The following is a 16057-nucleotide window of genomic DNA, read 5'->3' as shown; positions in this document are numbered from 1 at the left end:
ATATTCCCTCGCTGATTATATGAAAATTGCGGCATGGTCCGCCTTAAAAAATAAGATAGAGAAGTAAGCAAAGAGGTGCGAGGTTATGAGACAAAGTTCTACATTGATTCCTACATTAAGAGAAGTGCCAGCTGATGCGGATATAAAAAGCCATCAGCTTCTATTGCGCGCAGGTTATATGCGCCAAAATGCAAGCGGTGTGTACAGCTTTTTACCGCTTGGTAAGCGTGTATTACAAAAAGTTGAACAAATTGTTCGTGAAGAGATGGACCGTGCAGGTTCTGTCGAATTATTGATGCCTGCTTTACAACAAGCTGAATTGTGGCAAGAGTCTGGCCGCTGGTATTCATATGGGCCTGAGTTAATGCGTATGAAAGATCGTCACGGCCGTGAATTTGCTTTGGGAGCAACACACGAAGAAGTTATCACAAGCTTGCTTCGTGACGAAGTGAAGTCATACAAACGTTTACCGCTAAATTTATATCAAATTCAAACGAAGTTCCGCGATGAAAAACGTCCACGCTTTGGCTTATTACGCGGTCGTGAATTTATTATGAAAGATGCATATTCGTTTCATGCTTCTCAAGAAAGTTTAGATGAAGTGTATGATAAAATGTTTGCTGCCTACAGCCGCATCTTTGAGCGCTGCGGATTAAATTTCCGTGCGGTTATCGCTGATTCAGGTGCAATGGGCGGAAAAGATACGCATGAATTTATGGTTCTTTCTGAAATCGGGGAAGATACAATTGCTTATTCAGATACATCTTCTTATGCAGCAAATGTTGAAATGGCACCGGTTGTAAATACGTATGAAAAATCAGATGAAGCTGAAAAAGAATTAACAAAAGTGGAAACACCAAATCAGCATAGCATTGAAGACGTAGCTGCTTTCTTAAATGTTGAAGCGACTTCTTGTATCAAGTCCCTTTTATTTAAAGTAGATGATCGTTTTGTGCTTGTACTTGTTCGCGGGGATCACGAAGTAAACGATATTAAAGTGAAAAACTATTTTGAAGCTTCCGTCGTTGAACTGGCAACTCCAGAAGAAACAAAAGAAGCATTAAAATGCGCAGTTGGTTCGGTAGGACCGATTGGTGTAAGTGATTCAGTAGAAGTGGTAGCTGATCATGCGGTAAAAGCAATCGTTAACGGTGTATGCGGAGCAAATGAAGAAGGTTATCACTATACAAATGTGAATGAACGTAACTTTAATGCAACTTACGAAGATTTCCGCTTCATCCAAGAAGGAGATCAGTCACCGGATGGACAAGGTGTTATTAAGTTCGCTAAAGGTATTGAAGTCGGACATGTCTTTAAGCTAGGAACTCGCTACAGTGAAGCGATGGGAGCAACGTATCTAGATGAGAACGGACGCAGCCAGCCAATGATTATGGGTTGCTATGGTATCGGTGTTTCTCGTACAGTAGCTGCGATTGCAGAACAATTCAATGATGAAAACGGTCTTCTATGGCCAGAGGCTGTTACGCCTTATCAAGTGCACGTTATTCCAGTTAACGTGAAAAATGATGAACAGCGTGAACTAGGTGAGAAATTATATAATGAGTTATTAGATAATCGCTTTGAAGTGCTGTTAGATGACCGCCAAGAGCGTGCAGGAGTAAAATTTGCAGATTCAGATTTAATTGGTCTTCCTGTTCGAGTAACAGTTGGTAAACGTGCATCTGAAGGAATTGTAGAAGTAAAAGTACGGAAAACTGGGGAGTCACTAGAAGTGTCAGTTGACAATCTTGTTTCAACAGTGAAAGAACTGCTAGCGAAGTAATGAAGCAGCGGGGATTTGTATCCCTGCTGTTTTTATGTTTATAAACAGAACATATGACAGAATAGAAGTCATTTATGTTAAAATAGATTGCACTCATTTATAAAAGGAGGCAGAAAACTTGGAAGCACAAACGCTAGGAAAAAAAGAGCGTTTTAAGTTGCTGCTGCAGCAGTTAGAGCTGACGAGTGATCAAATTGTTCCTTATTTTGAAAACGCAGCGATTGAAAAGCTCGTCATTCAGAAAGAACAAAAAAAATGGCATTTTCATTTTTCTTTAGAAGGGTTATTACCTTTTGAGATCTATGAGTTATTCCATGCTCGCATGTCTTCAGCTTTTTCTCATATTGCGAGTGTTTCTTTTTCTATTCAAACCGTTAATAAAGAATGTACGGAAGAGCATGTACAGTCATATTGGAAGCATTGTATTGGAGAAATGCAGGGAATATCCCCGCTTTTACAGTCGCTTTTACAAGATCAAATGCCGAGATTGAACGGTGCCAAATTGATTGTGAACGCACGACATGATGCAGAAGGAACGGCTTTACGTAAAAAGTACAGTCAGTTAATTGCTGATCAGTATGCGTCCTATGGCTTTCCGAACCTTCAGCTAATGACGGAAGTTGTACATTCAGAAGAAGCATTTCAGCAGTTTGTAGAGCAACGAAAACAAGAAGATACAGAAAAAGTATTACAAGCCATCACAGAAATGCAAAATAAAGAAAATGAAAAAAGTGATGGACCAGACCTACCAAAAGGTCCGCTTACAATTGGATATACGATTAAAGACGAGACGGTTCGCCTAGACTCCATTGTGGATGAAGAAAAGCGAATTGCCGTTGAAGGATACGTATTTGATGCAGAAACTAGAGAATTACGAAGCGGACGTACGCTTCTTATTTTTAAAGTGACAGATTATACAAACTCTATTATGGTTAAAATGTTTTCACGTGACAAAGAAGATATTCCTTTACTTCAAGCGATTAAAAAAGGAATGTGGGTAAAGGTTCGCGGAAGTGTACAAAATGATACATTTGTCCGTGATTTAGTTATGATTGGAAATGATGTCAACGAGATTACCGGTCCTGCTAGACAAGATACAGCGCCTGAAGATGAAAAGCGTGTGGAGCTTCACTTGCATACGCCAATGAGTCAAATGGATGCCGTTTCATCTGTTGGAGCTTTAGTCGGACAAGCTAAAAAATGGGGACATCCGGCTGTAGCGATAACTGATCATGCGGTTGCACAGTCGTTTCCTGAAGCATATGGAGCCGGGAAAAAGAACGGCATTAAAATACTGTACGGAGTGGAAGTTAATTTAGTAGACGACGGCGTGCCGATTGCCTATAATCCGAAGCATGTGGATTTAACAGAAGCAACTTACGTAGTATTTGACGTCGAAACAACCGGTTTGTCAGCCGTATACGATACCATTATTGAACTTGCTGCCGTGAAGATGAAAGAAGGAGAAATCATCGATCGATTTGAACGGTTTGCAAATCCTCATCATCCTCTGTCTGCAACAACAATTGAGCTGACGGGTATTACAGATGATATGGTCCAAAATGCGCCTGAAATCTCAGAAGTACTTCGTGATTTTCACGAGTGGATGGGTGACAGTATTTTAGTCGCTCATAATGCAAGCTTTGATATGGGATTTTTAAATATGGGACTGCAAAAAATCGGTTTAGAAAAAGCAGCTAACGGCGTTATTGATACGCTTGAACTCGGAAGATTTTTGTATCCGCATATGAAAAACCATCGTTTGAATACTCTTGCTAAAAAGTTTGATATTGAACTTGTGCAGCATCACCGCGCGATTTATGATGCGGAAACAACTGGCTATTTGTTAAATAAAATGCTGAAAGATGCATTTGAACGGGAAATTACAATGCATGATCGCTTAAATGATTATATGGGAGAAGGGAATGCCTATCAGCGGGCCCGTCCTTATCATGCGACTCTTTTAGCACAAACCGACGTAGGATTAAAAAATCTATTTAAACTTGTTTCGATTTCTCATTTAAATTACTTTTATCGAGTTCCGCGAATTCCAAGATCTCAGCTCGACAAATATCGAGAAGGCATCTTGATTGGAACCGCATGTGACCGAGGCGAAGTATTCGAAGGCATGATGCAAAAAGGAATTGATGAAGTAGAAGGAGTAGCTGAATTTTATGATTACATCGAAGTACAGCCTCCTGACAACTACAAGCACTTAATTGAACTAGATTTAGTGCGAGATGAGAAAGCCTTAAAAGATATTATTAGCAATATTGTGAAGCTTGGTGAAAAGATTGGAAAGCCGGTTGTAGCAACAGGAAATGTTCACTATCTCAATCCGGAAGACAAAATTTACCGAAAAATTTTAATTGGTTCACAAGGCGGGGCTAATCCTTTAAACCGTCATCAGCTGCCGGATGTTCACTTTAGATCAACGGATGAGATGCTGAATTGTTTTTCATTTTTAGATGGGGACAAAGCGAAAGAAATTGTTGTTCATAATACGCAAAAAATAGCCGATATGATCGATGATATTAAACCAATTAAAGATGATTTATATACGCCGAAAATTGAAGGTGCGGACGAAGAAATGCGTGAAATGAGTTATGCGATGGCACGCAGCATCTACGGTGAAGAGCTGCCTGAAGTAGTAGAAGCTCGTCTAGAGAAAGAGTTGAAAAGTATTATCGGCCACGGGTTTGCCGTTATTTACTTGATCTCGCATAAACTCGTTAAAAAATCATTAAATGATGGTTACTTAGTTGGTTCACGTGGTTCCGTAGGGTCTTCATTTGTTGCGACGATGACGGAAATTACAGAAGTAAACCCACTGCCGCCGCATTATGTGTGTCCAAAATGTAAGAAATCCGAGTTTTTTAATGACGGTTCCGTAGGTTCTGGATTCGATCTGCCGGACAAAAGCTGCGACGATTGTGGCGTACCGTTTATTAAAGATGGACACGATATTCCGTTTGAAACGTTCTTAGGATTCAAGGGAGACAAGGTTCCCGATATCGATTTGAACTTCTCCGGAGAGTATCAGCCGCGAGCTCATAACTATACAAAAGTACTGTTTGGAGAAGATAATGTATACCGTGCGGGAACAATCGGTACAGTTGCCGAAAAAACAGCTTATGGCTATGTAAAAGGCTATGCTGGTGACCGTGATTTACATTTACGAAACGCAGAAGTGGATCGTTTAGTAGCAGGATGTACGGGCGTAAAACGTACAACTGGTCAGCATCCAGGAGGAATTATTGTTGTACCGGACTATATGGATATTTTCGATTTTTCACCCATCCAGTTTCCAGCTGACGACCGTAATTCCGAATGGAGAACAACTCATTTTGACTTCCATTCGATTCATGATAATTTATTAAAACTTGATATACTCGGACACGATGATCCGACCGTGATTCGCATGCTTCAAGATTTAAGTGGAATTGATCCAAAAACAATTCCGACGGATGATCCTGAAGTGATGAAAATTTTTAGTGGAACGGAATCACTTGGCGTAACAGAAGAACAAATTATGTGTAAAACAGGAACGCTTGGCATACCTGAATTTGGAACGCGCTTTGTGCGTCAAATGTTAGAAGATACGAAGCCAACGACGTTTTCAGAACTTGTTCAAATCTCGGGACTGTCGCACGGGACGGACGTATGGCTTGGTAATGCGCAGGAGCTAATTCGCAATGATATTTGCAACTTAAGTGAAGTAATCGGCTGTCGTGATGACATCATGGTTTATCTAATTTATCAAGGTCTTGAACCTTCACTTGCTTTTAAAATTATGGAGTCTGTGCGTAAAGGGAAAGGGCTAACACCTGAATTTGAAGAAGAAATGATTAAAAATGGTGTTCCGGACTGGTATATTGATTCTTGTAAAAAGATTAAGTATATGTTCCCTAAAGCCCATGCGGCTGCTTATGTATTGATGGCCGTGCGTATTGCTTATTTCAAAGTGCACCACGCGCTTCTTTATTACGCAGCATACTTTACGGTTCGTGCAGATGACTTTGATATTGATACGATGATTAAAGGATCAACTGCCATTCGAGCGAAGATGGAAGAAATCAATGCCAAAGGTTTAGATGCATCTCCTAAAGAGAAAAACTTATTAACGGTGCTTGAGCTTTCTTTGGAAATGTGCGAACGAGGCTATTCATTTAAAAAAGTAGATTTATATGAATCGAGCGCAGACGAATTTTTAATTGACGGCACATCTTTAATTCCACCGTTTAATGCCATTCCTGGTCTTGGCACAAATGCAGCGCTGAACATTGTAAAAGCTCGTGAAACGGGAGAGTTTTTATCGAAAGAAGACTTGCAGCAGCGAGGCAAAGTATCGAAGACGATTTTAGAGTATCTAGACAACCATGGATGCCTTGAATCATTACCTGATCAGAACCAGCTTTCTCTTTTCTAACATTTGCATAAAATAAGCGGTTATGATATAGTAATTGTGGAAATGCTAAGGATACGGACGAGAAAGAGTGGGGAAACCCGCTCTTTCTTATTGATATGAACTTACTGTCATAGTAAGTAGTATGGAGAACGAATCGGCTTCTAGCATGATTCGTTTTTTCTGTAGATTTTCAATCACCATGATTGATTTATTATGTGACGTTTAAAATCCTGCAACACAAATGACAACATTTCCACTCTAGTAGGTTAGACCTCTTATAGAGTGCAAAATAAAAATAGCAAATAAACCACTCTTTTTTGATATAAGAGACATAAAAAACGCGTAACCTAAACATACCATGCAATGTCTCGAAGGGAGGATTAGAATGAGTAAAAATGTAAAACAAACAGTGGAAGAAATGGTTTCCCCTATCTTAGAGGAAATGAATTTAGAGCTTGTTGAAATTGAATACGTAAAAGAAGGAAAAGATTGGTTTTTACGTGTGTTTATCGACTCTGATACCGGCGTGGATATCGAAGACTGCGGAGCAGTAAGTGAAAAATTGAGTGAGAAAATGGATGCAGTAGATCCAATCCCTCATAACTATTTTTTAGAAGTATCATCGCCTGGTGCGGAACGCCCATTAAAAAAAGATAAAGATTTTGAACGTGCAATTGGTAAGCATGTATACATAAAAACATATGAACCAATTGAAGGTGCAAAAGAATTTGAAGGCGAATTACAATCATTTGACGGAGAAACTGTCACATTATCTATTCGTATCAAAACACGCACAAAAACGGTGATTTTACCATATGACAAAGTCGCTTTTGCTCGATTAGCGATTGTATTTTAATGTGTAGGGGCCAATATTAAAGGGGGATTATCCAACGATGAGCAGTGAGTTATTTGATGCCTTAGTCATTCTTGAAAAAGAGAAAGGCATTAGCAAAGATGTAATTATTGAAGCAATTGAAGCAGCGCTAATTTCTGCTTACAAACGCAACTTTAACCAAGCGCAAAACGTACGCGTTGATTTAAATTTAGAAAGAGGTTCAATGCGCGTGTTTGCTCGCAAAGATGTGGTTGATGAAGTATATGATCCACGTCTAGAAATTTCGGTTGAAGAAGCACAAACAATCAACCCTAACTTCCAGCTAGACGATGTGGTTGAAATCGAAGTAACGCCAAAAGACTTTGGACGCATCGCGGCTCAAACAGCAAAACAAGTTGTTACACAGCGTGTTCGTGAGGCGGAGCGCGGCGTTATCTACTCAGAGTTCAGCGATCGTGAAGAAGATATTATGACAGGTATTGTTCAGCGTCAAGATTCTCGCTTCATTTACGTGAGCCTTGGCAAAATTGAAGCATTGCTTCCTCAAAGCGAGCAAATGCCAAATGAGCAGTATAAACCTCATGATCGTATTAAAGTGTATATTACGAAAGTAGAAAAAACAACAAAAGGACCACAAATCTATGTTTCACGTACGCATCCAGGTCTTTTAAAACGTCTTTTCGAAAAAGAAGTTCCGGAAATCTATGACGGTACAGTTGAATTAAAATCAGTAGCTCGCGAAGCTGGAGACCGTTCAAAAATCTCTGTTCATTCTGAGTATGCTGAAGTAGATCCGGTCGGCTCTTGTGTTGGGCCAAAAGGTCAGCGCGTACAGGCTGTTGTGAATGAACTAAAAGGTGAAAAAATTGACATCGTTCGCTGGTCAAATGACCCAGTTGAATTTGTTGCCAATGCCCTAAGTCCATCTAAGGTAGTAGATGTGATTGTAGATGAAAATGAAAAAGCAACAACTGTTATCGTTCCTGACTATCAGCTGTCACTTGCAATTGGTAAGCGTGGACAAAATGCACGTCTAGCCGCTAAGCTGACAGGCTGGAAAATTGATATTAAAAGTCAATCAGAAGCTGAGCAAGAAGGTATGGTTGTAAAAAGCAGCGATGATATGCTAGTAAGTCAACATGCATTTGATTCAGATGAAGATATGGAATAAGAGGTGAGCCAAGGTGAACAATCGTAAAAAAGTCCCGATGCGAAAATGTGTGGCCACTGGAGAAATGAAGCCTAAAAAAGAGCTAGTACGCGTTGTACGTTCAAAAGAAGGCGACGTTTCAGTTGATGTAACGGGTAAAAAGTCCGGGCGCGGAGCTTATGTAAGCAAGGATAAAGAAGCAATTTTATTGGCAAAAAAGAAAAATGTGCTTTCGACACATTTAGGCGCGTCAATAGATGAAGCGGTTTATGAAGAGTTGCTAGCGCTTGTAGAAAAGGAGAAACAGTCACGCTAATGAATGAACAGTGGATCTCTTTTTTAGGGCTTGCAAACCGTGCACGCAAATTGATTTCTGGAGAAGAACTTGTGGTTAGAGAAGTTCGGAAACAAAAAGCAAAGTTAGTACTTTTAGCAAGCGATGCGTCTGAAAACACAAAGAAAAAAGTAACGGATAAATGTTCTTACTACAACGTTTCGGTTAGAATGGTTCCCGATCGCTACACGCTAGGTCAAGCGATTGGTAAAGATGCTCGAGTTGTGGTAGCCGTTATGGACGAGGGATTTGCTAAAAAGCTAGCAACGATGCTCGGTTAATTTTATGGGGGTGAAAGTATTGAATAAAAATACAAAATCAACAGCTAACAAAGGAAACAATAAAGGTAACAAAAAGCCACAGGCACAAAAGTCACAGGCACCAAAAGGTAGACCAGCTCCAGCAGCTGCAAAAGAGTTACCGGAAAAAGTAACGTTTGTCGGAAGCTTAACGGTTTCTGAGTTAGCAAAAGAATTAGGCAAAGAGCCTTCTGAAATTATTAAAAAATTATTTATGCTTGGTGTAATGGCAACAATTAACCAAGAGTTAGATAAAGATTCTATCGAACTAATTGCCGGAGAATACGGTGTAGAAGTTGAAGAAGAAGTAGTAGTAGATGACACTGCTTTTGAATCATTAGAAATTATTGACGACGAAAAAGACCTTCAAGTGCGTCCTCCAGTTGTTACAATCATGGGTCACGTTGACCACGGTAAAACGACGCTTCTTGACTCTATCCGTAACACAAAAGTAACGGCTGCAGAAGCAGGCGGTATCACGCAGCATATCGGTGCTTATCAAGTTGTGGTTGATGAAAAGAAAATTACATTCCTTGATACACCAGGGCATGCTGCATTTACAACAATGCGTGCTCGCGGTGCGCAAGTAACGGATATTACAATCCTTGTTGTTGCAGCAGACGATGGTGTAATGCCTCAAACAATTGAAGCGATTAACCATGCAAAAGCGGCAGAAGTGCCAATTATTGTTGCGGTTAACAAAATGGATAAAGAAGCAGCAAATCCAGATCGCGTTATGCAAGAACTAATGGAGCACGGCCTTGTAGCTGAAGAGTGGGGCGGAGAAACAATCTTCTGTAAGCTTTCAGCCATTTCAGGTGAAGGGATCGATCAATTACTTGAAATGATTTTACTTGTAAGTGAAGTAGAAGAGTTAAAAGCAAATCCTAACCGTCGTGCAGCAGGTACAGTTGTAGAAGCACAGCTAGATAAAGGCCGTGGGTCTGTAGCAACGCTTCTTGTTCAAACTGGTACACTACGCGTAGGTGATCCAATCGTAGTCGGAAATACGTTTGGCCGCGTTCGCGCAATGGTAAATGATATCGGCCGCCGTGTGAAGGAAGTAGGACCATCTACTCCGGTTGAGATTACTGGCTTAAACGAAGTTCCATTAGCTGGAGATCGTTTCTTAGTATTTGAAGATGAGAAAACAGCTCGTCAAATCGGAGAAGCTCGTGCTCAAAAGCAGCTTGAACAACAGCGCGGTGAAAAATCTCGCGTAAGCTTAGATGATTTATTTGAAAAAATTAAACAAGGTGAAATGAAAGACTTAAACCTTATCGTAAAAGCAGACGTACAAGGTTCTGTAGAAGCATTGGCTGCTGCTCTTCAAAAGATTGATGTAGAGGGTGTAAATGTTCGTATTATCCATACGGGTGTAGGCGCAATTACAGAATCTGATATCATTCTTGCAACTGCTTCTAACGCAATCGTTATCGGCTTTAACGTGCGTCCAGATGCTGGAGCAAAACGTACAGCTGACGTAGAAAACGTAGATATTCGTCTTCACCGCATTATTTATAAAGTAATTGAAGAAATTGAATCTGCGATGAAAGGAATGCTTGACCCTGAGTTTGCTGAAAAAATCATCGGTCAAGTGGAAGTACGTCAAACATTCAAAGTATCAAAAGTTGGTACAATCGCAGGAAGTTACGTAACAGACGGTAAAATTACGCGTAACAGTGGAATTCGTTTAATCCGTGACGGAATTGTTATCTTTGAAGGTGAAGTAGATGTGCTAAAACGCTTTAAAGACGATGCAAAAGAAGTCGCTCAAGGATATGAGTGTGGTATTACAATTAAAAACTTCAATGATATTAAAGAAGGAGATATTATTGAAGCATATGTAATGGAGCAAATTGATCCTAAATGATTGGACTAGTGGAGTGTGAATGCTTAATTTACGATGCTGCTTCTCTTAAAGAAAAACGTGCCGTGCTTCAGCGCATCTTGATGCGCTTGAAGCAGCGGTTTAACGTATCGGTTTCAGAAACTGATTTTCAAGATGTGTGGCAACGAACAAAAATTAGCATTGTCGCAGTCTCATCTAGCCGTGTCACAACGGAACAAGAACTGCAAAAAGCGCTAAGCTTGATTGATTCTTTTCCAGAGATTGAACGTACCATTACAACTTTTGATTGGTTATAAAAGGGGTGACACAGATGAACATAAGAGCAACTAGAGTCGGAGAACAAATGAAAAAAGAGATGGGCGAGATTTTAAATCGTAAAATCAAGGATCCGCGCATCGGTTTTGTGACTGTAACAGATGTTCAAGTATCAGGCGATTTACAGCAAGCGAAAGTTTATATCTCTGTTTTAGGAGATGCTGAACAGCGTGAGAATACGTTAAAAGGCCTTGCGAAAGCAAAGGGATTTATCCGCTCAGAAATCGGTCAGCGCATTCGCTTACGTAAAACACCTGAAATTACGTTTGAGTTTGATGAATCAATTGATTATGGTAATCGAATTGAATCATTGCTTCATGAAATAAAAAAAGAAAGCGATGACCATCAAGAGAACGAATAAGATCAGTGAATGTAGAAACAAAAAAGGGTGTCTCAAAAGTGGTTTTTGCTTCTGAGACACCCTTTTTTAAATGAAAAGGAGATGAAGAATGAGTGGACGGTGTTTTAGTTTTACATAAACCAGCTGGCCTGACTTCGCACGACTGTGTGTTTAAAGTCCGAAAGCTGCTTCGCACTAAAAAAGTAGGGCATACAGGCACATTAGACCCAGACGTTACAGGAGTATTGCCTATTTGTATCGGTAGAGCTACCAAGATTGTAGAATATCTAACAGGAGCTACTAAAACCTATGAAGGGGAAGTTACACTCGGGTTTTCTACAACAACAGAAGATTCTTCCGGAGAGGTTGTAGAAGAAAAGAAAGTAGCGGATTCTTTTTCACGTGCTCAAATCGAAGAAGTGCTGTCTTCGATGACAGGAGAACTTCAGCAAGTCCCTCCAATGTATTCAGCGGTAAAGGTCAAAGGTAAAAAACTATATGAATATGCAAGGCAAGGAATCGAAGTAGAGCGCCCAGTTAGAACCATTCATATCTATAACTTTGAACTGCTGGATGATCGCGCTACATTTGAGGGAGAACAAATTTCCTTCAAATTCCGCGTAACGTGCAGCAAAGGTACATATGTGCGAACGCTTGCTGTGATGATTGGAGAAGCTCTTGGCTATCCATCTCATATGTCGTATTTGCAGCGAACGGGTTCCGGGCAGTTTTCACTCGAAGATTGTGTGACATTTGAAGATATTGAACGGGCGGTAGAAGAAGAAACGATCAATGAGAAACTACATTCGATCGAAGAAGCTCTTAATCATTTGCCGAAACTTCAAATTAGTGATACATTAGCAGAGAAAGTGAAAAATGGCGCGGTATTGCCGTGTACGGAAGATGAAGAGTTAAAAAAAGAACCCTTCTTTTTAATGATAAATTCTGCAGGCAAGTGCTTAGCAATTTATGCTCAGCACCCAACAAAAAAACATTTAATGAAGCCGGTTAAAGTGTTGGCAATCGACTAGACCGGTTAGGGAAAAGGTGAACTGTGTTTTGGAAACGATTGAAATTCGACATCCACACCACTTTCAACGAGAAGCTGTTCAACAATCAGTGTTAGCGCTTGGTTATTTTGATGGTGTGCATTTAGGGCATCAGCAAGTGATAAATTCAGCAAAACAGTTAGCCGATGAAAAAGGCATAGCTAGTGCTGTGATGACGTTTACTCCTCACCCTTCTGTGGTGCTCGGGCGCAATGTGCAGCACATTGATATGATCACACCGCTTCAAGAAAAAAAGAAACTCATTGAGGAAATGGGAATTGACTTTTTATATATCGTTCATTTTGATAAACAGTTTGCAGCACTATTGCCTCAAGAGTTTGTTGATCAGTATATTATTGGACTGAATGTACAGCATGTGGTAGCTGGATTTGACTATACGTATGGAAAGTTAGGTAAAGGAACAATGGAAATACTACCATTTCATTCTCGATCAAAATTCACGCAAACAACAATTGATAAGTTAACAAATGGCGAAGAAAAAATTAGTTCAACGCTTATTCGCGAAAGTTTAGCAAATGGAGATATGCATCGAGTAAAAGAGCTGCTTGGCCGCTATTATGAAGTGTCAGGTACAGTGACTCATGGAGAAAAGCGAGGCAGGCAAATAGGTTTTCCTACTGCTAACATCGCTTTAGACGAGGAGTATTTACTTCCACGCATCGGCGTGTATGCTGTTGAGCTTCAGCTCCACGGTAAGTGGTATGCAGGAGTGTGCAACGTGGGCTACAAGCCGACTTTTCACGATAATTTAGAAAAGCCAACAATCGAAGTTCACTTATTATCATTTGACGAGCAAATCTACGATCAGCACGTAACGGTGAAATGGCACCGAATGATTCGCTCAGAAAAAAAGTTCAGCGGCATCGAAGAGCTTGTCGGTCAGATCTCAAAGGACAAGGAAGAAGCCCTTGCTTATTTTGAAGGAATTCAAAAAAACAAGAAATAAAAAAATATATATAAATAGCTGCTACGACTTGCTTTTTGTTCTAATAAGTAGTAACATAACACTTGTATGTAAAACAACCATTGCTTGGCATTACGATTCACCAACGTTTTGCTCGGTAACTGGGGTTTAATAATAAGGAGGTGAATAGGATGGCTATCACACAAGAGCGTAAAAATGAAATCATTAGTGAGTACAAAACTCATGCGAACGACACTGGTTCTCCAGAAGTTCAAATCGCTGTCCTAACAGAGCAAATTAACAATCTAAACGGTCACTTACGTACTCATAAAAAGGATCACCATTCACGTCGTGGTCTTTTAAAAATGGTAGGTCGACGTCGTAACTTACTTAACTACCTACGTAACAAAGACGTTACTCGTTATCGTGAGTTAATCAACAAACTTGGTTTACGTCGATAATAAGAAGAAAGCGGGAGCATTCCCGCTTTTTTAGTATGTACATTTAAGAAACATTAAAGATGCTACATAATGTGAAAAAAGCTATTGTTTTTGGATATTTCGTTTATAATAAAACTATCACATTTGATTACATACATATTTTATATGTAGAGAGGGGTACTCGTCGATATGGAACAAGAAAAACGAGTGTTCTCTGTAGATCTAGCTGGACGAAAGCTAGAAGTTGAAGTTGGCCAGTTGGCAAAACAAGCAAATGGCGCAGCATTAATCCGCTATGGAGACACAGTTGTATTAAGTACAGCAACGGCTTCAAAAGAGCCTAAAAATGTAGATTTCTTCCCGTTAACAGTAAACTATGAAGAGCGTTTATATGCAGTCGGTAAAATCCCAGGTGGATTCATTAAGCGTGAAGGCAGACCAAGTGAAAAAGCAATCTTGGCTAGCCGTTTAATCGACCGTCCGATTCGTCCTTTATTCGCAGATGGTTTCCGAAACGAAGTTCAAGTTGTCAGCGTTGTAATGAGCGTAGACCAAAACTGTTCTTCAGAAATCGCAGCAATGTTTGGTTCTTCATTAGCATTATCAGTATCTGATATTCCATTTGAAGGTCCTATTGCAGGCGTAATTGTAGGCCGTGTAGACAATGAATTTGTTGTAAACCCAACGGTAGATGAGCTTGAAAAAAGCGATATTCATCTGACGGTTGCTGGTACAAAAGACGCGATCAACATGGTTGAAGCAGGCGCTGATGAAGTACCGGAAGAAGTAATGTTAGAAGCAATTATGTTTGGACACGAGCAAATTAAAAAATTAATTGCGTTCCAAGAAGAAATTGTAGCAGCAGTAGGCAAAGAAAAAGTTGAAGTTGAGCTTTATACTGTTGATGCTGACCTTGAGCGTCAAGTTCGCGAAATTGCAGAAGGTGACATGAACCGTGCTGTTCAAGTTCAAGAAAAGCATGCGCGCGAAAATGCGATTAAAGAAGTGAAAAGCGCTGTAGCTGCAAAATTTGAAGAGCAAGATGTAGAAGAAGAAGTACTAAATCAAGTGAATGAAATTTTGTCGAAGCTTGTTAAAAGTGAAGTGCGTCGCTTGATCACAGAAGAAAAAGTACGTCCTGATGGCCGTAGTATTGACGAAATTCGTCCACTTTCTTCTGAAACAAACTTGCTTCCACGTACACACGGATCTGGATTATTTACGCGTGGACAAACTCAAGCGCTTAGCATCTGTACATTAGGTGCACTTGGCGATGTGCAAATTTTAGATGGTTTAAGTGTAGAAGAATCTAAACGCTTCATGCATCACTACAACTTCCCTTCATTTAGTGTTGGTGAAACTAGACCGATGCGCGGACCGGGTCGTCGTGAAATTGGACATGGTGCGCTAGGTGAACGTGCACTTGAGCCGGTTATTCCAAATGAAAAAGATTTCCCTTATACAATTCGTCTTGTATCTGAAGTATTAGAGTCAAACGGTTCTACTTCACAAGCAAGTATTTGTGCAAGTACGCTTGCAATGATGGATGCTGGGGTTCCAATTAAAGCACCTGTAGCAGGGATTGCAATGGGTCTGATCAAATCAGGTGAACACTACTCGATTCTAACGGACATTCAAGGAATGGAAGATCACCTAGGAGACATGGACTTTAAAGTAGCAGGTACCGAAAATGGCGTAACTGCGCTTCAAATGGATATTAAAATTGACGGGTTATCTCGTGAAATTTTAGACGAAGCCCTTCAACAAGCAAAAAAAGGCCGTATGCAAATCTTAAATCATATGATGTCAACGATTGCTACGCCTCGTCAAGAGCTTTCTCAATATGCGCCTAAGATCCTTACAATGGCGATTAACCCTGATAAAATTCGTGATGTTATTGGACCAAGCGGCAAGCAAATCAATAAAATCATCGAAGAAACAGGCGTTAAAATTGATATCGAACAAGATGGTACAATCTTCATTTCTTCTATTGATCAGCCGATGAATGAAAAAGCGAAGAAAATCATTGAAGATCTTGTACGCGAAGTTGAAGTCGGCCAAATGTACTTAGGAAAAGTAAAACGAATTGAAAAATTCGGTGCATTTGTAGAAATCTTCAGCGGAAAAGATGGGCTTGTTCATATTTCAGAGCTTGCAGAAGAGCGTATTGGAAAAGTAGAAGACGTTGTAGCGATTGGTGACGAGCTTTTAGTTAAAGTCATGGAAATTGATAAACAAGGTCGCGTTAACTTATCTCGTAAAGCAATTTTAAAAGAACAAAAAGAAAAAGAAGAAAAAGCAAAAGAAACAAAATAATCTTCTTTTAC

General features: G+C 40.0%; 12 protein-coding genes and 1 pseudogene. All 13 read left to right on the top strand.

The window, feature by feature from the left end; translation table 11 throughout:
• Positions 1-85: 85 nt before the first annotated feature.
• A complete protein-coding gene (locus ACMX9J_RS11740) occupies positions 86-1783 on the top strand; it encodes a proline--tRNA ligase (protein WP_028411404.1) in 1698 nt (565 codons plus the stop codon).
• A 118-nt stretch (positions 1784-1901) separates the two neighbouring features.
• A complete protein-coding gene (locus tag ACMX9J_RS11735; protein WP_028411403.1) occupies positions 1902-6212 on the top strand; it encodes a PolC-type DNA polymerase III in 4311 nt (1436 codons plus the stop codon).
• A gap of 364 nt (positions 6213-6576) precedes the next feature.
• The gene (gene rimP, locus ACMX9J_RS11730) at positions 6577-7047 is read left to right on the top strand and encodes a ribosome maturation factor RimP (protein ID WP_028411402.1); all 471 of its coding nucleotides are present in this window, start codon (positions 6577-6579) and stop codon (positions 7045-7047) included.
• A 37-nt stretch (positions 7048-7084) separates the two neighbouring features.
• Complete coding sequence (gene nusA, locus ACMX9J_RS11725; protein ID WP_028411401.1) at positions 7085-8197, top strand: transcription termination factor NusA; 1113 nt, start codon at positions 7085-7087, stop codon at positions 8195-8197.
• A 13-nt stretch (positions 8198-8210) separates the two neighbouring features.
• Positions 8211-8492: an RNase P modulator RnpM gene (rnpM, locus tag ACMX9J_RS11720; protein ID WP_013058838.1), complete on the top strand. Its 282-nt coding sequence runs from the start codon at positions 8211-8213 to the stop codon at positions 8490-8492.
• Positions 8492-8791 (top strand): YlxQ family RNA-binding protein, encoded by a 300-nt coding sequence (locus ACMX9J_RS11715; protein ID WP_028411400.1) that lies wholly within the window; start codon positions 8492-8494, stop codon positions 8789-8791. The genes rnpM and ACMX9J_RS11715 overlap by 1 nt, the downstream gene beginning before the upstream one ends.
• 22 nt (positions 8792-8813) lie before the next feature.
• Positions 8814-10682, top strand: a pseudogene (gene infB, locus ACMX9J_RS11710) (translation initiation factor IF-2); the annotation flags it as partial.
• On the top strand, positions 10679-10957 hold the full coding sequence (locus ACMX9J_RS11705) for a DUF503 domain-containing protein (protein ID WP_013058835.1): 279 nt from the start codon (positions 10679-10681) through the stop codon (positions 10955-10957). The pseudogene infB and the gene ACMX9J_RS11705, both read left to right, overlap by 4 nt.
• Positions 10958-10971: 14 nt before the next feature.
• A complete protein-coding gene (rbfA, locus tag ACMX9J_RS11700; protein ID WP_013058834.1) occupies positions 10972-11337 on the top strand; it encodes a 30S ribosome-binding factor RbfA in 366 nt (121 codons plus the stop codon).
• A 92-nt stretch (positions 11338-11429) separates the two neighbouring features.
• On the top strand, positions 11430-12347 hold the full coding sequence (gene truB, locus ACMX9J_RS11695; protein ID WP_033579797.1) for a tRNA pseudouridine(55) synthase TruB: 918 nt from the start codon (positions 11430-11432) through the stop codon (positions 12345-12347).
• A 28-nt stretch (positions 12348-12375) separates the two neighbouring features.
• Positions 12376-13332: a bifunctional riboflavin kinase/FAD synthetase gene (gene ribF / locus ACMX9J_RS11690; RefSeq protein ID WP_416225821.1), complete on the top strand. Its 957-nt coding sequence runs from the start codon at positions 12376-12378 to the stop codon at positions 13330-13332.
• A gap of 149 nt (positions 13333-13481) precedes the next feature.
• Positions 13482-13751 (top strand): 30S ribosomal protein S15, encoded by a 270-nt coding sequence (rpsO, locus tag ACMX9J_RS11685; protein ID WP_013058831.1) that lies wholly within the window; start codon positions 13482-13484, stop codon positions 13749-13751.
• Positions 13752-13919: 168 nt separating this feature from the next.
• The gene (gene pnp, locus ACMX9J_RS11680) at positions 13920-16046 is read left to right on the top strand and encodes a polyribonucleotide nucleotidyltransferase (protein ID WP_014458473.1); all 2127 of its coding nucleotides are present in this window, start codon (positions 13920-13922) and stop codon (positions 16044-16046) included.
• Positions 16047-16057 lie beyond the last annotated feature (11 nt).

Source organism: Priestia sp. RMT2NF4 (assembly GCF_047872835.1).
In the GTDB taxonomy this organism is placed as follows: Bacteria; Bacillota; Bacilli; order Bacillales; family Bacillaceae_H; genus Priestia; species Priestia zanthoxyli.
Note: the sequence above shows the minus strand (reverse complement) of the source record. Positions and strands in the feature narration are given on the sequence as shown.